Origin of the sequence: Hydrogenophaga pseudoflava, assembly GCF_004353865.1 — a bacterium.
In the GTDB taxonomy this organism is placed as follows: Bacteria; Pseudomonadota; Gammaproteobacteria; order Burkholderiales; family Burkholderiaceae_C; genus Hydrogenophaga; species Hydrogenophaga pseudoflava.
In genome coordinates, this window is the sequence record NZ_CP037867.1 from 1,234,527 (window position 1) to 1,253,325 (window position 18,799).

General features: G+C 65.1%; 18 protein-coding genes. 17 read left to right on the forward strand and 1 reads right to left on the reverse strand.

The features are described from left to right. Nucleotides 1-16 precede the first annotated feature (16 nt). From HPF_RS06050 to HPF_RS06115, 14 genes are all read left to right on the forward strand, one after another. On the forward strand, nt 17-1,372 hold the full coding sequence (locus HPF_RS06050) for an acyclic terpene utilization AtuA family protein (protein WP_133156043.1): 1,356 nt from the start codon (nt 17-19) through the stop codon (nt 1,370-1,372). Then, nucleotides 1,369-1,692 carry an AtuA-related protein gene (locus HPF_RS06055; protein ID WP_133156044.1) on the forward strand — a complete coding sequence of 108 codons (324 nt, stop codon included), beginning with the start codon at nt 1,369-1,371 and terminating at the stop codon, nt 1,690-1,692. The genes HPF_RS06050 and HPF_RS06055 overlap by 4 nt, the downstream gene beginning before the upstream one ends. Before the next feature lie 31 nt (nt 1,693-1,723). Beyond that, nucleotides 1,724-2,689, forward strand: coding sequence for a Bug family tripartite tricarboxylate transporter substrate binding protein (locus HPF_RS06060; RefSeq protein ID WP_133156045.1), 966 nt, complete (start codon nt 1,724-1,726; stop codon nt 2,687-2,689). A gap of 27 nt (nt 2,690-2,716) precedes the next feature. Next, nucleotides 2,717-4,540, forward strand: a complete 1,824-nt coding sequence (locus tag HPF_RS06065; protein ID WP_133156046.1) for an acyl-CoA dehydrogenase — start codon at nt 2,717-2,719, stop codon at nt 4,538-4,540. Nucleotides 4,541-4,565: 25 nt separating this feature from the next. After that, nucleotides 4,566-5,357: an SDR family oxidoreductase gene (locus HPF_RS06070; RefSeq protein ID WP_133156047.1), complete on the forward strand. Its 792-nt coding sequence runs from the start codon at nt 4,566-4,568 to the stop codon at nt 5,355-5,357. Continuing rightward, entirely contained in the window at nt 5,358-5,783 is a 426-nt protein-coding gene (locus tag HPF_RS06075; protein ID WP_133156048.1) for a PaaI family thioesterase, read from the forward strand. Beyond that, the gene (locus HPF_RS06080) at nt 5,783-6,580 is read left to right on the forward strand and encodes an SDR family NAD(P)-dependent oxidoreductase (protein ID WP_133156049.1); all 798 of its coding nucleotides are present in this window, start codon (nt 5,783-5,785) and stop codon (nt 6,578-6,580) included. Before HPF_RS06075 ends, HPF_RS06080 begins: the two co-directional genes overlap by 1 nt. Nucleotides 6,581-6,600: 20 nt before the next feature. After that, nucleotides 6,601-7,617, forward strand: coding sequence for an NADP-dependent oxidoreductase (locus HPF_RS06085; RefSeq protein ID WP_133156050.1), 1,017 nt, complete (start codon nt 6,601-6,603; stop codon nt 7,615-7,617). Between the two features lie 111 nt (nt 7,618-7,728). Continuing rightward, nucleotides 7,729-9,381 (forward strand): isovaleryl-CoA dehydrogenase, encoded by a 1,653-nt coding sequence (locus tag HPF_RS06090; RefSeq protein WP_133156051.1) that lies wholly within the window; start codon nt 7,729-7,731, stop codon nt 9,379-9,381. Nucleotides 9,382-9,406: 25 nt separating this feature from the next. Next, the gene (locus tag HPF_RS06095) at nt 9,407-10,342 is read left to right on the forward strand and encodes a glutathione S-transferase family protein (protein ID WP_133156052.1); all 936 of its coding nucleotides are present in this window, start codon (nt 9,407-9,409) and stop codon (nt 10,340-10,342) included. Beyond that, nucleotides 10,339-10,830, forward strand: a complete 492-nt coding sequence (locus tag HPF_RS06100) for a GNAT family N-acetyltransferase (RefSeq protein WP_133156053.1) — start codon at nt 10,339-10,341, stop codon at nt 10,828-10,830. Before HPF_RS06095 ends, HPF_RS06100 begins: the two co-directional genes overlap by 4 nt. A 26-nt stretch (nt 10,831-10,856) precedes the next feature. Further along, nucleotides 10,857-11,762 carry an SDR family oxidoreductase gene (locus HPF_RS06105; protein WP_133156054.1) on the forward strand — a complete coding sequence of 302 codons (906 nt, stop codon included), beginning with the start codon at nt 10,857-10,859 and terminating at the stop codon, nt 11,760-11,762. An 18-nt stretch (nt 11,763-11,780) separates the two neighbouring features. Beyond that, nucleotides 11,781-12,332 (forward strand): methylated-DNA--[protein]-cysteine S-methyltransferase, encoded by a 552-nt coding sequence (locus HPF_RS06110; RefSeq protein WP_133156055.1) that lies wholly within the window; start codon nt 11,781-11,783, stop codon nt 12,330-12,332. 74 nt (nt 12,333-12,406) lie between these two features. After that, nucleotides 12,407-13,618 carry a multidrug effflux MFS transporter gene (locus HPF_RS06115; RefSeq protein ID WP_133156056.1) on the forward strand — a complete coding sequence of 404 codons (1,212 nt, stop codon included), beginning with the start codon at nt 12,407-12,409 and terminating at the stop codon, nt 13,616-13,618. A 6-nt stretch (nt 13,619-13,624) separates the two neighbouring features. On the opposite strand, the gene HPF_RS06120 is transcribed toward HPF_RS06115, so the two are convergent. Then, nucleotides 13,625-14,731 (reverse strand): DUF72 domain-containing protein, encoded by a 1,107-nt coding sequence (locus HPF_RS06120; protein ID WP_133156057.1) that lies wholly within the window; start codon nt 14,729-14,731, stop codon nt 13,625-13,627. 651 nt (nt 14,732-15,382) lie between these two features. On the opposite strand from HPF_RS06120, the gene HPF_RS06125 reads away from it, so the two are divergent. The 3 genes from HPF_RS06125 to HPF_RS24190 all read left to right on the forward strand — a co-directional run bounded on the left by HPF_RS06125 (nt 15,383) and on the right by HPF_RS24190 (nt 18,699). Further along, nucleotides 15,383-16,342, forward strand: a complete 960-nt coding sequence (locus tag HPF_RS06125; RefSeq protein ID WP_133156058.1) for a hypothetical protein — start codon at nt 15,383-15,385, stop codon at nt 16,340-16,342. A gap of 468 nt (nt 16,343-16,810) precedes the next feature. Further along, a complete protein-coding gene (locus tag HPF_RS06130; RefSeq protein ID WP_133156059.1) occupies nt 16,811-18,361 on the forward strand; it encodes an ATP-binding protein in 1,551 nt (516 codons plus the stop codon). 65 nt (nt 18,362-18,426) lie between these two features. Then, on the forward strand, nt 18,427-18,699 hold the full coding sequence (locus HPF_RS24190) for an RNA recognition motif domain-containing protein (RefSeq protein ID WP_424955196.1): 273 nt from the start codon (nt 18,427-18,429) through the stop codon (nt 18,697-18,699). Nucleotides 18,700-18,799 lie beyond the last annotated feature (100 nt).

Consider the following 18,799-nt stretch of genomic DNA (forward strand, 5'->3'; position numbering starts at 1 on the left):
GCAGGAGACTCAGCACATGGGGCCCTACCGGATCGGCGCAGGCGCAGGCTACGCCGGGGACCGCATCGACCCGGCTGTCGATCTGGCCCGGCGAGGGCAGCTGGACGCCCTGGTGTTCGAATGCCTGGCCGAGCGCACGATTGCGCTGGCGCAGCTGCGCCGCCGCGCCGACCCGGCGCAGGGCTTCGACCCGCTGCTGGCGGCGCGCCTGCGGGCGGTGCTGCCCGCCTGCCTGCAGCAGGGCACCACCATCATCACCAACATGGGCGCGGCGAACCCGCTGGCTGCGGGGCATGCTGCGCTGGCGGTGGCGCGCGAACTGCAGCTGCCGCGCCTGCGCGTGGCGGTGGTTCTGGGCGACGACGTGCTGGACTGGGTCCAGAAAAACGACGCGCCGCTGCTCGACAGCGCCGACACGGTGCGCTCGCTGGACGGACGGCTGATCTCGGCCAATGCCTACCTGGGCGCCGACGCGCTGCTGCCGGCGCTGGCAGCGAAGGCTGACTTGGTCGTCACCGGCCGTGTGGCCGACCCCTCGCTGTTTCTCGCGCCGCTGATGCAGCACTTCGGCTGGGCGGCCGACGACTGGCCGCTGCTCGGCAAAGGCCTGGCCGTTGGCCACCTGCTCGAATGCGCGGCCCAGGTCAGCGGCGGATACCTGGCCGACCCAGGCCGGGTCGATGTGCCCGAGCTGCACCGCGTGGGCTTTCCGCTCGCCGAGGTGGATGCCGACGGCGGTGTGGTCATCACCAAGCTGCCGGACACCGGTGGCCGGGTGGACCGGCTCAGCTGCACCGCCCAGCTGCTCTACGAAGTGGAAGACCCGGCGGCCTACCTGCAGGCCGATGTGACGGGCGACTTCTCGCAGGTGCGGTTGACCGACCTGGGCGGGGACCGCGTGCGGGTCGACGGCGCCAACGGTCGCGCGAGGCCCGACCAGCTGAAGGTCAGCCTGGGCTACAGCGACGGCTTCATCGGCGAAGGCCAGATCTCCTATGCCGGGCCGGGCGCCCGCGCGCGCGGCGAGCTGGCGCTGGACATCCTGCGCCACCGCCTGGCCGACACGGGGCTGCTGCCCTCGCTCGCCGGGTGCGAACACCGCGCCGAACTGATCGGCGTCAACGCCATGCACGGCGCTGCGCTGGGGGCCGACCGCGAGCCGTATGAAGTGCGGGTGCGGCTGGCGGTGCGCTGCGCCACGCGCGCCCAGGCCGAGCGCGTGGGCCAGGAGGTGGAGGCGCTCTACCTCAACGGGCCGGCGGCCGGTGGCGGTGTCACGCAGTCGGTGCGCGAGGTGGTGGCGGTGGCTTCCACGCTGATCCCGCGCGAGGCGGTGCAGACCCGGGTGGAGGTGCTGGAGTGGGCCGCATGAACAACGCACCTCGCCGCATCCTGAGGGACATCGCCCTGGCCCGCTCCGGCGACAAGGGCAACCGCGCCACGCTCAGCGTGATCGCGCTGGACCCGGCAGACTTTCCCCTGGTCGAGCGGCTGCTGACGGCCGATCGTGTGCAGGCGTTTTTCGCGGGCGTGGTGGGCGGCGAGGTGCAGCGCTTCGTGCTGCCACAGCTGCATGCCGTGCACTTCGTGATGCATGATGCCCTCGCCGGGGGCGTCACACGGTCGCTGGCGCTGGACGCCCACGGCAAGACCCTGAGCGCGGCGATCCTGGATCTGCCGCTGGACGACTGAGTTCCGATTCACACCACAAGGAGACAAGACGATGCGAACCCTGACCCGAGTCATCGCCGCCGCCGCGGCCACACTGGCCTGCACTGCCGCCCTCGCGCAGACCTACCCGGACAAACCCATCAAGGCCGTGGTGCCGTTTGCCGCCGGCAGCGCCACCGACCAGATCGGCCGCGCCTTCGCGCAGAAGATGCAGGAGGCCCTGGGCCAGCCCATCGTGATCGACAACAAGCCCGGCGTGAACGGCATGCTGGGCGCCGACGCGGTGGCCAAGGCCGCGCCGGATGGCTACACCCTGCTGATCGGCACCAACAGCACCAACGCGGCGCTCAAGAGCCTGATGAAGCAGCTGCCCTACGACCAGGACAAGGCCTTCGCGCCCGTGGCCTACATGGGCTCGGTGCCGCTGATCATCGCGGTGAACCCGGACGTGCCGGCGAAGACGCTCAAGGAACTGGTCGACCTGGCCAAGGCCAAGCCCAAGAGCATCAACTTCGCCAGCGCCAGCACCTCGCAACTGGTCTCCACCGAGATGCTCGCCGGCATGGCCGGCATCGAGCTGACCAACGTGCCCTACAAGAGCGGCCCCGCCGCGATGACCGACCTGATCGGCGGCGTGGTGCAGATGTTCAGCGCCGACTTCGCGGTGATGCTGCCGCAGGTCAAGGCCGGCAAGGTGCGTGGCCTGGCCGTCACCTCCACCAAGCGCTCGCCGGCCGTGCCCGAGCTGCCCACGGTCAACGAAGCCCTGGGCCTCAAGGACTACGAGCTGATCGCCTACTTCGCCATGTATGTGCCCGCCGGCACGCCGGCCGATGTGATCGCCAAGCTCAACAAGGCAGCGAACGCCGCGGCCAGCAGCAAGGAGGTGCAGGAGAAGTTCGCCGGCATCGGCTTTGCGGTCGAACCCGGCACGCCCGAGGACCTGGCCAAGCGCGGCGCGACCGAAACCGCCAAGTGGGCCAAGGCCATCAAGGACGCCAAGATCGAACCGCAATAAGCCGTCAACCCACCGTTCTCGCCGACCATGAGCCTGCGCCCCACCATCGACTTTCTGCTCAACGACTGGCTGTCGGTCGAGCGCCTGAACCAGCGCGAGCGGTTCAGCGACCACAGCCGCGAGACTTTCGACGCGGTGCTCGACACCTGCGAGCGCATTGCGCGCGAGAAGTACGCGCCCTTCAACCGGCTGGTGGACACGCAGGAGCCGCACTTCGACGGCGAGAAGGTGATCCTGCCGCAGGCCACGCACGATGCGCAGAAGGCCTACGCCGAGAGCGGCATGCTCAGCGCAGCGCAGGACTACGAGATCGGCGGCATGCAGCTGCCCTACACGGTGGAGGCCGCGGCCAACGCGTTTTTCGCGATGGCCTCGGTCTCCATCGGCAGCGGCCTGCTCACCGTGGGCAACGCCAACCTGCTGATGGCGCACGGCAGCGAGGCGCAGAAGCGGGTGTTTGCGCTCAACGAGTTCTCGGGCCGCTGGTCGGGCACCATGTGCCTCTCCGAGCCGCAGGCCGGTTCGTCGCTGAGCGACGTGGCGACGCGTGCGGTGCCCGATGGCACCGGCTTCGAGAGCGACCCGCTCGGTCCGCGCTACCGGCTCAAGGGCAACAAGATGTGGATCTCGGCCGGTGAACACGAGCTCACCGAGAACATCGTCCACCTGGTGCTGGCCAAGATCCCCGACGAACACGGCAAGCTGGTGCCGGGCGTCAAGGGCATTTCCCTCTTCATCGTGCCCAAGAAGCTGGTCGACACCGAGGGCCAGCTGACCGGTGAGCGCAACGACGTGGCGCTGGCCGGCCTGAACCACAAGTGCGGCTGGCGCGGCACCACCAACACACTGCTGAACTTTGGCGAAGGCAAGTACCCGGTGCGCGGTGATGCGGGAGCAATTGGTTATCTGGTCGGTCAACCCGGCAAGGGCCTGCAGTGCATGTTCCACATGATGAACGAGGCCCGCATCGGTGTGGGCATGGCGGCCACCATGCTGGGCATGGCGGGCTACCACGCGAGCCTGGACTACGCGAAGAACCGACCACAGGGACGGCCGGTGACATCGGGCGGAAAAGACGCCGCCGCCCCCCAGGTGCGCATCATCGAGCACGCCGATGTCAAGCGCATGCTGCTGGCGCAGAAGAGCTACGCCGAAGGCGCGCTCGCGCTGGAACTCTATTGCGCCCGTCTGGTGGACGAACAGCACACCGGCGCGCCCGAGGCGGCCGATGATGCGCGACTGCTGCTGGAGGTGCTGACGCCGATCGCCAAGAGCTGGCCCAGCGAGTGGTGCCTGGAGGCGAACTCGCTGGCAATCCAGGTGCACGGCGGCTACGGCTACACGCGCGACTTTCCGGTGGAACAGTACTGGCGCGACAACCGGCTGAACATGATCCACGAGGGCACGCACGGCATCCAGGGCATGGACCTGCTGGGCCGCAAGGTGCTGATGGAAAACGGCAAGGGCCTGGCGCTGCTGGCCGGCCGCGTCAACGCCACCATCGAACGCGCGATCCAGGTGCCCGAACTGGCCGCGCACGCCAACGCGCTGGGCCAGGCCTTGCAGGACGTGGGCGCCACCACCAAGGCCGCCTGGGCCACCGCCAACCCGACCGAGGCCCTGGCCAACGCCGTGCCCTACCTGCAGGCCTTCGGCCACACGGTGCTGGCCTGGATCTGGCTCGACGTCGCCCTGGCCGCGCACGCCGCCCCCGACAGCAGCGCCCGCACCGGCCGCCTGGCCGCGGTGCGCTTCTTCTTCCACTACGAACTGCCCAAGATCGGCGCCTGGCTGCAGGTGGTGCGCACGCGCGACCTGACCTGCGCCGATCTGGCCGAAGACGCTTTCTGAACCTTCCCATTCCAAGGAGACATTCATGACCCGCACCATCACCCAGCTGTTCGACCTCAAGGGCCAGACCGCGCTCATCACCGGCGGCTCGCGCGGCCTGGGCCTGCAGATGGCCCACGCCCTGGGCGAAGCCGGCGCGCGCGTGGTGATCAGCTCGCGCAAGGCGACCGATCTCGAAGAGGCCACGGCCGAACTGCAGGCCGCCGGCATCGACGCGCGCTGGATCGCCGCCGACTGCCAGCACGAGGAAGACATCCGCCGCCTCACCAGCGAAACCCTGCAGCGCGTGGGCGACGTGGACATCCTGGTGAACAACGCGGGCGCCGCCTGGGGCGCACCGGCCGAGGACCACCCGCTGGAAGCCTGGGACAAGGTGATGAACCTCAATGTGCGCAGCTACTTCCTGCTCAGCCAGCTCATCGCCAAGGGCAGCATGATCCCGCGCAAGAAGGGCAGCATCATCAACACCGCGTCCATCGCCGGCCTGGGCGGCAATCCGCGCGGCATGAACACCATCGCCTACAACACCTCCAAGGGCGCGGTCATCAACTTCACCCGCGCGCTGGCCGCCGAGTGGGGTCCGCACGGCATCCGCGTCAACGCCATCTGCCCGGGCTTCTTCCCCAGCAAGATGACCCAGGGCACGCTCAAGGCCATGGGCGAGGAGCAGTTGGCCGCGCACGCGCCGTTGGGCCGCCTGGGCGACGACGAAGACCTCAAGGGCCTGACCGTGCTCTACGCGTCGGACGCCGGCAAGCACATCACCGGCCAGTGGCTGGCGGTGGACGGCGGCGTGTCCGTGATCACCGGAGGCTGAGTGAAGTTCTCGGTCCACATCCCCTTCGTCGAGCTGCTCGGCTTCGAACTGCTGAAGTTCGAGGGCGGCGAGGCCACGATCCGCTTCGACCCCAGGCCCGAGCACCAGAACTCCTTCAACGTGGTGCACGGCGGTGCCAGCATGACGCTGCTGGACGTGGTGATGGCGCACGCGGCGCGGTCGGTCGAGCCGGCCATGGGCTGCGTGACGGTGGAGATGAAAACCAGCTTCATGCGGCCCGCCAAGGGCGCGCTGACGGCGCACGGCACCCTGCTGCACCGCACGCCCACCATGGCCTTCACGGAAGGCCGCATCGTGGACGCGGCGGGCAAGCTCTGCGCCCACGCCACCGGCACCTTCAAGTTCGTGCCGCGTCTGCCGGTGGGCAAATCCACCCACGAACTGAACCCCCTCAAGACCGACTGATGAGCAATTCCGCCACCCCCGTCGCCTTCGTCACCGGTGCCGCCCGCGGCATCGGCCTGGCCATCGCGCGCTGGTTCTTCCACCAGGGCTACCGCGTCGCGGTGATCGACAACGATGCGCCCACGCTGACCACTACCGAGGCCACGCTACGTGCCGAACTGGGCACACGTTCCAGCGACCTGCTGGTGATCCACGGCGACGTGTCCGACCCGCTGCAGGTCGCCAGTGCGGTGCAGCGCATCGAACAGGGCTTCGGCCGGCTCGACGCCCTGATCAACAACGCCGGCGTCGCCACCTTCAAGCCGATCGGCGAGACCAGCTTCGACGAATGGCGCTGGGTGATGGCGACCAACCTCGACGGCCCCTTCCTCTGTGTGCAGGCCTGCGCACCGCTGATGCTGCAAGGCGGTGGCGGCGCGGTGGTCAACATCGCCTCCATCTCCGGCCTGCGCGCCAGCACGCTGCGCGTGGCCTACGGCACCTCCAAGGCCGCGCTGATCCACCTCACGCGCCAGCAGGCGGTGGAGTACGGCAACGCCGGCATCCGCGTCAACGCCATCGCGCCCGGCCCGGTGGAAACCGAGATGGCGAAGAAGGTGCACACGCCCGCCATCCGCGCGGACTACCACGACACCATCCCCCTGGCCCGTTACGGCTCGCTCGAAGAGATCGCCAACGCGGTCGGCTTCCTGTGCAGCCCGCAGGCCAGCTACGTCAATGGCCAGGTGCTGGCGGTCGACGGCGGCTTCGACGCCGCCGGCGTCGGCCTGCCCACACTGCGCCGCCCCGCCCCCTGAACATTCCAAGGAGACTTCCCATGGCCACCAACCGACAGATCCTGCTGGACAACCGCCCCGAGGGCGAAGCCACCGTCAACAACTTCAAGCTGGTCACCACCGAAACCCCGCCGCTCAAGGACGGGCAGGTGCTGGTGCGCCACCATTTCCTGAGCCTGGACCCCTACATGCGCGGGCGCATGAACGACAGCAAGAGCTACGCTGCCTCGCAGCCTCTGGGCGAAGTGATGATCGGCGGCACGGTCGGCGAGGTGGTCGAGTCGCGCCATCCGAAGTTCCTCACCGGCGACCGCGTGGTCGGCATGGGCGGCTGGCAGGAGTACAGCGTGGTCGACGCGCTGCAGCCCGGCGCGCTGCGCAAGGTCGACACCACGCATGTGCCGCTGTCCTACTACCTCGGCGCGGTCGGCATGCCGGGCGTGACGGCCTGGTACGGCCTGGTGAAGATCATCAACCCCAAGGCCGGCGAGACCATGGTCATCAGCGCCGCCACCGGCGCGGTGGGCAGCGCCTTCGGTGCGCTGGCCAAGGCGCGCGGCTGCCGCGTGGTCGGCATCGCCGGCGGGCCGGAGAAGTGCGCCTACGCCGTGAACGAACTGGGCTTCGACGCCTGCATTGATTACAAGCTGCACAAGGACATGTACAGCCTGGCCAAGGCGCTCAAGCAGGAGTGCCCGAACGGCATCGACGGCTACTTCGAGAACGTCGGCGGCATGGTCCTCGACGCCGTGCTGCTGCGCATGAACGCCTTCGGCCGCATCGCCGTCTGCGGAATGATCGCCGGCTACGACGGCCAGCCGCTGCCCCTGGCCAACCCGGCGCTGATCCTGATCAACCGCCTGAAGGTCGAAGGCTTCATCGTCAGCGAGCACATGGAGGTCTGGCCCGAGGCGCTGACCGAACTGGGCACGCTGGTGGCGCAGGGCAAGCTGCGCCCGCGCGAGACGATCGCCCAAGGCCTGGAGAACGCGCCCGAGGCGTTCATGGGCCTGCTCAAGGGCAAGAACTTCGGCAAGCAACTCGTGAAACTTGTGTAACCCCCCGCGCCGCCTGCGGCGTCACCCCCCAGGGGGCGCCACTGGCGGCCCGGCAAAGCCGGTTCCGCGGTGGCCTCGACCGAAGTCATCGCTCTTGTTGGAGGTGTCTTCATGAACACGACCCACGAAGTCTTCAACCAGCCCGAGCCGCTGGTCGACGTCAACCTGTTCGACGGCAACCGGCCGATGCAGGACGCGCTGAAGTTCAACGCGCCGGCGCTGGTCACCACCCACCTGAGCGCCCTGGGCCAGCAGGTGGGCAGCGCCGAGATGCAGCAGCACGCGCGGCTGGCCAATGTGTTCACGCCGCAGCTCAAGAGCCACAGCCGCTTCGGCCACCGCATCGACCAGGTGGAGTTCCACCCGAGCTACCACGCGCTGATGACGGCGGCCACGGCCTCGGGCCTGCACGGCACACCGTTCTCCGACGCCGAGCAGGCCTCGGGCACCGCACACGTGAACCGGGCGGCAGCCTTCATGCTCTTCACCGAGCTGGAGCCGTCTATCCTCTGCCCGATCTCCATGACCTACGCGGTCACGCCCGCGCTCAAGGACAACCCCGCCATCTACGCCGACTGGGCGCCGCAGCTCACCAGCCGCGCCTACGACCCGGCGCTCAAGCTCTGGAAGGACAAGCCCGGCGTGACCATGGGCATGGGCATGACCGAGAAGCAGGGCGGCTCGGACGTGCGCGCCAACACCACGCAGGCCGTGCCCGACGGGTCGGATGCCTGGGGCTCTCGCTTCAAGGTGACGGGCCACAAGTGGTTCTTCTCGGCGCCCATGTGCGACGCCTTTCTGATCCTGGCGCAGACGCCCAGCGGCCTCTCTTGCCTGTTCCTGCCGCGCGTGCTGCCGGACGGAACGCTGAACCAGCTGTTCATCCAGCGCCTGAAGGACAAGCTGGGCAACAAGGCCAACGCGAGTTCCGAGGTGGAGTTCGTGGGCGCCACCGCCTGGCTGGTGGGTGAGGAGGGCAGGGGCGTGCCGCAGATCCTGGCCATGGGCACCATGACGCGGCTGGACTGCGCCCTGGGCACCAGCGCGCTCATGCGCCACGCGCTGTCGCTCGCACTCAACCACACCACGCAGCGCAAGGCCTTCGGCAAGGCGCTGATCGAGCAGCCGCTGATGCAGAACGTGCTGGCCGACCTGGCGCTCGAATCCGAGGCTGCGACCGCGCTGGCCCTGCGCCTGGCGCGCAGCTTCGACCGCGCTGCCGTTGACGAACACGAGCGCGTGATGCAGCGCCTGCTCACGCCCGTGGCGAAGTTCTGGATCTGCAAGCGCGGGAGTTATTTCGCGCAGGAAGCCATGGAATGCCTGGGTGGCAACGGCTATGTGGAAGAGGGCGGCGAGGGCGTCATGGCCCGCATCTACCGAGAGATGCCGGTGAACTCGATCTGGGAAGGCGCCGGCAACATCATGGCGCTGGATCTGCTGCGCGCCCTGCGCAAGGCCGACGCGGCTGCCGCACTGGCGCACGAACTCGCCCCTGCCAAAGGCATGCACCCCGCACTCGACCAGCTGGCCGCCAGCCTGCCCACGCGCGTGGAGCTGATGGCCACCGAGATCGAGGCCCGCCGGCTCGCGCAGGACGTGGCCCTGGCCGTGCAGGCCGCGCTGCTGGCGCAGACCGCACCGCCCGCCGTGTTCGCCGCCTTCTGCGACTCGCGCCTGGACCGGCACTGGGGCCACAGCTTCGGCTCGCTGGGCGCCGGCACGGACTTCGCCGCCATCATCGCCCGCGCGCAGCCGCGCTGAAACCCCATCACCGACGGAGCCCCGCATGACCACGCCCATCCTCCACCACTACCCCATGTCGCCGTTTGCCGAGAAGGCGCGGCTCATGCTCGGCTTCAAGGGCCTGGCCTGGCAGAGCGTGTACATCCCCAGCGTCATGCCCAAGCCCGACGTGGTCGCGCTGACCGGCGGCTACCGCCGCACGCCGCTGCTGCAGATCGGCGCCGACATCTGGTGCGACACGTCGTTGATCGCCACGGTGCTCGAACATCTGCAACCCGGGCCTTCTCTGTTCCCCGAGCACCTCAAGGGTCTGGCGCGCATCGTCGCGCAGTGGGCCGACACGGACCTGTTCTGGCCAGCCATGGGCTACACGCTCAGCCCCAAGGGCGCGGCCGCGATGTTCGCCAACCAGCCGCCCGAAGCCGCACAGGCCTTTGCGGCCGACCGCGGTGCGATGAGCGCGGGCATGACCCGCCTGCGCCCCGGCGACGCCACCAGCGCCTACCGCAGCCACCTGCGGCGCCTGGCGAACATGCTGCACGAGCAACCCTTCCTGCTGGGCGAGGCGCCCTGCATCGCCGATTTCGCGGCCTACCACCCACTGTGGTTCACACGCGTCATCAACCCCGCCATGGCCGGCATCCTGGACGCCACGCCCGGCGTGCTGGCCTGGATGGACCGCATGGCCGCCATCGGGCACGGCAAGCCGTCCAAACTCACCTCCACCGAGGCCATTGCCATCGCCGCCGCTGCCGAGCCGGCGCCGCTGCCCCAGGAGGCCTTCCAGGACGACCACGGCATCGCCCTGGGCAGCCGCGTCACCGTGGCGGCGCAGAGCTTCGGCACCGAGACCACCGAGGGCACGCTGGTGGCCGCCACCCGCACCCACTACACGCTGGCCCGCACCGACGACCGCGCCGGCCGCCTGCACGTACATTTCCCCCGCATCGGGTATGTACTGAAGGAAGTGAAAGCTTGACCGGAACCACCGTTTTCCACCATGGCGCCGCTCTGCAGTGGCGCTGCCTGCCGTTCCACGCGCTGAGCGCCGAGACCCTCTACCGCCTGCTGCGCCTGCGCAGCGAGGTGTTTGTGGTGGAACAGGCCTGCGTGTTCCTGGACATGGACGGGCTGGACGCGCAGTGCCTGCACGTATTGGGCGAGGTCGTGGATCAGGACGGCACTCCGCACCTGCACGCCAGCACCCGCCTGGTCCCCCCAGGCGTGGCCTTTGCCGAGGCCAGCATCGGCCGCGTGGTCACTGCGCCGGCCGCGCGCGGCGGCGGCATCGGCCACGCGCTGATGGCCGAGTCGGTGCGCCTGCTGGAACAGCTCTGGGGCCCGCAGCCCATCCGCATCGGCGCGCAGGCGCACCTGGAGCGTTTCTACAACCGCCACGGCTTCGTCTCGGACGACAAGCCCTACATCGAGGACGGCATTCCGCACCTGGAAATGATCCGTCGCTGAACAACACCACAGAAGGAGACAAACACGTGATTTCAGACTTCCAAGGCAAGACCGCCGTGCTCACTGGCGCCGGCTCCGGCTTCGGCCTCGAATGCGCGCGCATCGGCGCAAAACTGGGCATGAACCTCGTGCTGGTCGACGTGCAGCAGGATGCGCTGGACAAGGCCCAGGCCGAGCTCGAAGCGGCCGGCGCCCCCGTGCTGGCCCGCCAGGTCGACGTGTCCAGCGCCGATCAGATGGAGGCCCTGGCCCAGGCCGTGCAGCAGCGCTTTGGCGCGCCGCACTTCGTCTTCAACAACGCGGGCGTGGGCTCGGGCGGCCTGGTGTGGGAGAACTCCGTCAAGGACTGGGAGTGGGTGCTGGGCGTCAACGTATGGGGTGTGATCCACGGCGTGCGCCTGTTCACGCCCATGATGCTGGCCGCCGCCAAAGCCGACCCGGCCTACCGCGGCCACATCGTCAACACCGCCAGCATGGCCGGCCTGCTGACGCCGCCCAACATGGGCATCTACAACGTCAGCAAACACGCCGTCGTCAGCCTGAGCGAAACGCTCTATCAGGACTTGAAGCTCGTGACCGACCAGGTCGGCGCCAGCGTGCTCTGCCCGTACTTCGTGCCCACCGGCATCAGCCAGAGCCACCGCAACAAGCCCGCCGGGCTGGCCGACGAGAAGCCCACGCAAAGCCAGCTGATCGGCCAGGCCATGAGCGACAAGGCCGTCAGTTCGGGCAAGGTCACCGCCGCGCAGGTGGCCGAGATGGTGTTCCACGCCATGCGGCACGACCAGTTCTACATCTACAGCCACCCCAAGGCGCTGGGCAACGCGCAGAGCCGCTTCGATGCCATCGTCGCCGGCACCAACCCGCCCGACCCGTTTGCGGAGCGGCCCGAGATCGGGGAAGGCTTGCGGCAGGCACTGCGGGCGGGCTGACACACCACCCGAACCACCATGGACAGCGCACACGGCCACACGCTGTTCGACACCGCCATCGGCACCTGCGGCATGGCCTGGGGGCCGGCGGGCATCACCGCGGTGCAGCTGCCCGAGCCCACGCCCGAAGGCACGCGCCAGCGCCTGCTGCGCAGCCTGCCGCAGGCGGTGCCCGAGGCCGAGCCGCCGCCTGAAATCCAGTCGGCCATCACCGAACTCAAGGCGGCCCTGCGCGGTGAACGCCCGGCCGACCTGCGCCACCTGCCGCTGGACATGTCGCGCCTCACGCCCTTTCTGCAGCGGGTCTATGAGCGCGCCCGCGCCATTCCGCCCGGCCAGGTGCTGACCTACGGCGAATTCGCTGCCGAGATGGGCGACAAGCACCTCGCCCGCGCCATCGGTCAGGCCATGGGGGCCAACCCCTTCGCGCCGGTCGTGCCCTGCCACCGCGTGCTGGCGGCGGGCGGCCAGCCCGGGGGCTTCTCGGCCAGCGGTGGCGCCATCACCAAATGGCGCCTGCTGGAGATCGAGGGCTACCGGCCCGGCGGTCAGTCCTCGCTGTTCGACTGACGCCCGGCGGCCGAGGCACAAGGTTGTTCGGGTGGTGCCAGGCGGCATTTTTGCTGCACTGCGACAATTCACCGATGCTTTCGCGTTATCTCAAGATGGCCCTGGTGCTGGGCCTGCTCTCTGCCATCGGCCCCTTCGCCATCGACATGTACCTGCCCGCGCTGCCCGACATCGGGCGCAGCCTGGGCGCCGAGGTGGGGGCGGTGCAGCTCACCCTCACTGCGTTCTTCCTCTCCATCGGCCTGGGGCAGCTGCTCTACGGCCCGGTGTCCGACATGGTGGGCCGCAAGCCGCCGCTCTACGCCGGCCTGGCCCTGTTCACGCTGGCCAGCATCGGTTGCGCGCTGGCCACCGATATCCACACCCTGGTGGCGCTGCGCTTCCTGCAGGGCCTGGGTGCGGCGGCCGGCATGGCCATTCCGCGCGCCGTCGTGCGCGACCTGCACACCGGCGCCGAGGCCGCGCGCCTGATGTCGCTGCTCATGCTGGTGTTCAGCGTCTCACCCATCCTCGCCCCGCTGGCGGGCAGTGGCGTGATCGCGCTGACCGGCTGGCGCGGCGTGTTCTGGGTGGTGGCGCTGGCCGCGGTGGCCGGCATGCTGCTGGTGCGTGGCGCGCTGGCGGAAACGCGCAGCGATGCAGAGCGCGTGGACAGCAGCCTGGGCAGCGCGCTGCGCGGCTACGGCGTGCTGCTGCGCGACCGGCACTTCCTGGGCCTGGTGTTCATCGGCGCCTTCGCCATGGCGGGCTTCTTCGTCTACCTGGCCGGCTCGCCCTTTGTGCTCATCAACCACTACGGCCTGAGCCCCACGCAGTACAGCCTGGCGTTCGGCCTCAACGCCGCGGCCTTCATCGGCTCCGCGCAATTCACCGGCCCCCTGGGGCGGCGCTTCGGGCTGGTGCCGCTGGCCAAGTGGGCCGTCACCGCCTGCGGGCTGGTGATGGCGTCGCTGCTGGCGTACTACCTCGTCGGCGGCGACCAGCTGCTGGTGCTGGTGTCGCTCTACTTCGTGGCCAGCGCCTTCATGGGCATGGTGATTCCCACGGTGTCGGTGCTGGCGCTGGACGCGCACGGCGCGATCGCGGGCACCGCGTCCGCTCTCATGGGCACGCTGCAGATGCTCTGTGGCGCGGCGGCCATGGGCATCGTGGGCCTGTTCGCCAACGGCCGGCCGCTGCCCATGGTGGCGGGCATGGCCTGCGGCGCGCTGACCGCGCTGGCGCTGACCTGGATCACCCTGCGCCACCGCCCACACGCCACCCCCGTGCAGCGCGTGAGGGGTTGATCCTCCTCAGCCGCCGGCGGGCGGGGTGGCCGCCAAGCCCTCCGCCAGCGCCCGCGCCGACAGCGGCGCGCAGCCCTCGGCCTTGTTGCTGATCGTCACGTAGGCGTTCTGCCCCGCACCGGTCACGCCGCGCACCGTGCGCACGATCAGCGCGCGCGTTTCGGCGTCCACGTCGTGGATGCGGTCGTAGGGTTCGTAGGAGCGCTGCGCGTCTTCGTAGCCGTAGGCGCCGTGCAGCGGGTTCAGGTTCCAGCGGCAGACCATCGGCCCGGGCCAGAGCGCTCGCAGCAGGGGCAACTGCTCGGCCAGACGCGGCATCTTCGCGTGCAGGCCCAGGCAGTAGGTGGCGCCGGTCTCCTTGAGCACGGCCGCCAGCTGCGGCGCGATGGCGGGCGAGAGCCACTCCGGGTCGCGCACCTCCACCGCCACCACGCCGTCGGGCGTGGCGCCGCGCACATCGGGCAGCGCCCGCAGCAGGGCGCGCAGCCGCTCCAGCAACAGCGGCAGGCGCTGCAACTGCGAAAACGGCAGCGGGCTGAGCTGGAACACCAGCGCGCCCACCTTGTCGCCCAGCCCCGCCAGCGCGGGGGTGATGAACTCCTGCGTCGCCAGCACCGGGTCCAGAAACGCCGTGTTGGGCTGGCGGCCCTGGCCCTGTTCGCCGCGCACCAGCGCATCCGTCACCAGCGCCGGCGCCTTCACCACGAAGCGGAAGTCGTCGGGCACCTGGCCCGCGTAGCGCGCGTACTGCCCCTCGGTCAGCGGGCGGTAGAACGACCGGTCGATGCCCACGCAGCGCAGCAGCGGGTGCTGCGCGTAGGCGGTCAGGCCGTTCTTGGCCAGCACCGCCTCGTTGTAAGGCCCTTCGTCCCAGACGATGCCGGCCCAGCCCGGGTAGCTCCAGGTCGAGGCGCCCAGGCGGATGCGCGGGTTCAGGCGGGCGGCGAGGGCGCGGGTGGCGTCGTCGGGGGGCAGGGGGAGGACTTCGGTGGAGCGGCGGCGGGGTGGGGCGGGCGTGGTTTCGTAGTGTTGCGCTGGATCAGGTGCTGCGAATGGCGGGTTGGCGCGGGTGGATCGCGGAGCGGGCGGGGCACCGAATAGGTCGTCCTGCATGGGAGTTGAAGTGTCACCGAGTAGGTCGGCAGTTGCGTGAGTAGACAGGGATAACTTGCGGATTTGTGACAAGACATTGCAGAATGCCTTTTAAATGAGAAAACGAAAAATGGCAGTTCAAGGGAGGATCAGTGAAGCAAGGTGCTCCAACGCTCTGGTCGACTACTACCCATATAGAGGGCCGCGCCATCTCACCTTCTCGTGTAACCAAGAAGCCCCCATCAGGGGGGCCTGGAGCACATAAGTCACTTCAGCACTTTGGCCGCACTCTGGTTTGCGTCCTTCTACGCATGATGCCCTGCGGTGGGATCAGGTACGTAGGTGTCGAGCTGGTGTTGGAGCGAGTGCTTATCCACCAGTTAGTGAGGGCTCTAGTGGGCTACGGCGAAATAGGCACTTCAATCCAAGGTCAAGGCAGCAGGCGGCGTTTGCGCCCCAGGGGTCTGCCTGCGGATGTCGTCGCAGTGCGTGGCTCAAAAGCTGGCCTTTCGGAACTTGTCTGTATTACGTGAATTGTGCATAGTTGCTGCGTCAACTACACTCCACAATTGTCGCATCTATCTTAAAGTAAATTTGTCATATTCGAATCTGGCTGAATAAATCAAAATTAGGTATCTCAGACAACCATTAGGAGAAGTCTTGGCGACAAATATGCAACGTTACTTTGGCTTTCGAGTTAAGGTGTCTGACTACTTAGAGCCAACCGACTATCGACTACTAAGAAATCGCGTTGTGCAACTCCTTGAGTCACGAAATCTTGATTTAACGAAGTATCGAATATACCTTCATCAACTAGTTCTGTCGGCAGAATCGACTCACTTTGGTGTTGGCGGCGGACTTGCAGGACGCGTGGAGAAGATATATCTGCAATTCTCCATAAATCAAAAACAAAGACGGTTTGGTGATATGCAGTTTATTAACCACCTCTTTGAACAAGAATTGGCCGAGGATGTTAATCACTATTACACATCTGATGAAATTGGCTACACTATACCGGTTGATTTCTTTTCGAATCGCGCATGGTTTCAGAACATTCTTGTCACTATCGTTCGATCCGAAACACGGGAATCTCACAAGAAGATTAAGGTGCGAGTTATGGTGCGACCGACGCCTCAGTTTCTTGAGCAGCTTCGTCGTCAAATCTACGCGCATTCGGCAACTGTGCTGGATATTGACTTCAACAAAGTTACTGAGTTTAACAAGCAAACCATGCTCTTCATGTATGACCAAACTACACAGGAGGAACCGATCATGGGTGACAAGAACGACGCACCACGCACCGTCATTAACGTAAATGCTCCCGGAAACACCGTAATCAACGATGCACCCAAAGCGGCTTTTCAAGGGCCTATTACGGTCTTTAACAATCCAGCCCTTCTTGAGCATTTGGTACAAGAGCTATCAACGCTCGTGGCATTTGCCAAGGATAAGCCACAACCAGACACTCCACGTAAGGAGCTGGCAATAATTGAAGGAGTTGTGGCAGAGGCACCCAACAACCCAGATGCCTTGGGCCGAGTCAAAGAGCTTGGGAAATGGGTATATAGTCGTGCAGAGACCGTTGGCCTTGGATTGGTTATCGAATTGCTTAAAGGTAAGCTCGGAATCTGAGAATGGGTGCCTTGCCTCCGCGGTCAGCGCACCTATGCGATAAGAGGTTCACAAGCCTGTTTAGCATCTACAAAATCGTATTGCTTAGCGTGGCGATGGGTTACGGAATGAGTCGTTTAATTAGACAAATTTTCGCGTTCAGCGCACGACCGGTTCTCTCAACCCACAGGGAATGTGTGCATTGAAAATACAATTATTTGTCGATGCCATGTTGGTGGCAATGGATCTTGATTAATGCCCTATGTGGGTGCCCCATTTGTTAGCCGAGAATGACAGGACTCGCCTACCGGCACTGAAGTTCTTGAGCTACATAGCCATGCCCCTCGCAGATCCATCCATCACTCATCAACGCTGGTGGTATGCCGTGGTGTCAATCAAATTTCGGACAACGGGGTCGACGCACGCCTACATATAGGAGACCTCAAAACGACCTCTAGGATCATGGCCTAAATAAATTAAGGAGTGCAAATGATAGCAATTGGTATGGGCGAGCGAGCAAAAACCGCAATCGAGCTGGGAGAAAGCCATTTTCGCGAGTTCAAAAGCGCGCTTGAAGGGCCTCCAACGGAGAAAAAACCTCGCCCCCCTAAGGACATCGCCACGAACATTGCTCAGACTCTTGTGGCGTTTGCCAATGCAGACGGCGGTGAGCTCCTTGTGGGAGTAGAAGATAATGGTTCAGTTACGGGTTTGAACGAATTCTCAGAGAGAGATCTCCAGCATCTAGAAGATGCGCCGATAGCTCGAGTGCATGCTGATACTCCTCTGCCCTCAGTCAAGAAGGCGCGAATATCCGTTGATGGGAAGACGATTCTTTATTTTGCTGTTCCTAAAAGTGTGGACTATGTCCACGTTACGTCTGATGGACGGTGTTTGCAAAGACGTGATCTTGAATCGGCCCCAGTAGCAACAGAAGCAATTCAACTCGATCGCAGAGAAAAGCGTTCGCGTGAATATGACCGCCAATTCGTTGATGGGGTTTCAGCTGATGATCTTGATCTTGATCTTGTTCGAATTGTCGCTGATCAAGTGCTCAAAGGAATGAGCCCGGAAAAGTGTCTGCAGTATTTGGATCTTGCAGAATATGGGCTCGCTCAACTACGCCTGCGTCGAGCTGCACTGCTTTTGTTTGCAAAGCAACCGGCTAAGTGGCACCCAAGGCTTCAGGTTCGCGTACTTCGCGTTGATGGTGAAAGGGTGTTGACTGGAGAAGATTACAATGTCGTGGCCGACCAAACAATTGATGGAAACATCTTGACGCTGGTAGATAGTGCTTGGGAAGCGCTGCGCCCTCATCTAGTGCAAACAAAATTTGACAAGGCCGGCAGATTTGAACAGCGCTCAATATACCCGGAACTTGCCTGTCGCGAGGCTTTATTAAACTCGATTGCCCACAGAGATTATTCGGATGAAGGGCGCGCTACCGAAGTTTTCGTTTTCTCGGATCACCTTGAAATTCGCAATCCTGGTCCACTCCTTTCTTCCATCCGAATTGAGGATTTAATCGGTCAAAAGGGGGTGCATCAGTCGAGAAATACGCATGTTGCAAGAGTTCTTAGAGAACTGGGCTACATGAGAGAACTTGGTGAGGGTATGCGGCGAATTTACGACCTAATGCACAAGAACGAGCTTGCCCCACCCCAGATTGATAGCAGGTTTGAAGGGTTTAGCATCACGCTTACTCATCGCGCGATGTACTCGCCTAAGGATATGCTCTGGCTCAGTCAATTCGAAGATCTTGCCTTAGATCGCGAGCAAAAATCTGTTGTTCTTCTTGGACAAGATCAGAGGGTATTCTCGGCGCAAGACGTTTGGGATGCGGTCGGTATCGTAGACACGGAACACTACCGAAAGCTGGTTGACGGACTAATGCGCCTTGGGATTTTGGCAAACAAGGTTGAGAGGGATCTTGCTAAGCGTTTGGCTGGCAAACGCAAGATGCCGTTTCGGGAGTTCCCGCGATACGGGATTGATCTTCCAGGTGCACAAAGGCCGGTGCCCTCGTTCGAAAAAAAATAGCAGTTGAATCAAAGAGTGCTGGGCTTTTTGAGGATGTCCCGACTTCAGACGGGTGTAGGCTATTCATTGGGAACCTGCCGTTTTATCTTGAGCGTGAAGCCCTTATGGATACGCTAGGTGCCTTCGGAGACATCCTTGAACTAACACTTCCAAGACGAGGTGAAAAGTACAAAGGATTTGGTTTCGTGGAGTTCTCGTCTCAGGAGGCGGCAACGGCCATTCTCAATGCACCCGATGGGGTAAGCTTTGAGGATCGCAAGTTGGTTATTAGGCTAGCAGTGGGTCCAAAACCGCACGCGACCCTGAACAGAGAAACCGCATCTCGTGGTGCGGCTTAGCTGCGTCGAGCGGGCACCAACAAGGTTTTCATGGCTTAGCCATTTTCTTGAGCCTTGTTGGGTGCCTTCGAATTCGAAAACGGCCAGGCTTGGAAGTGAT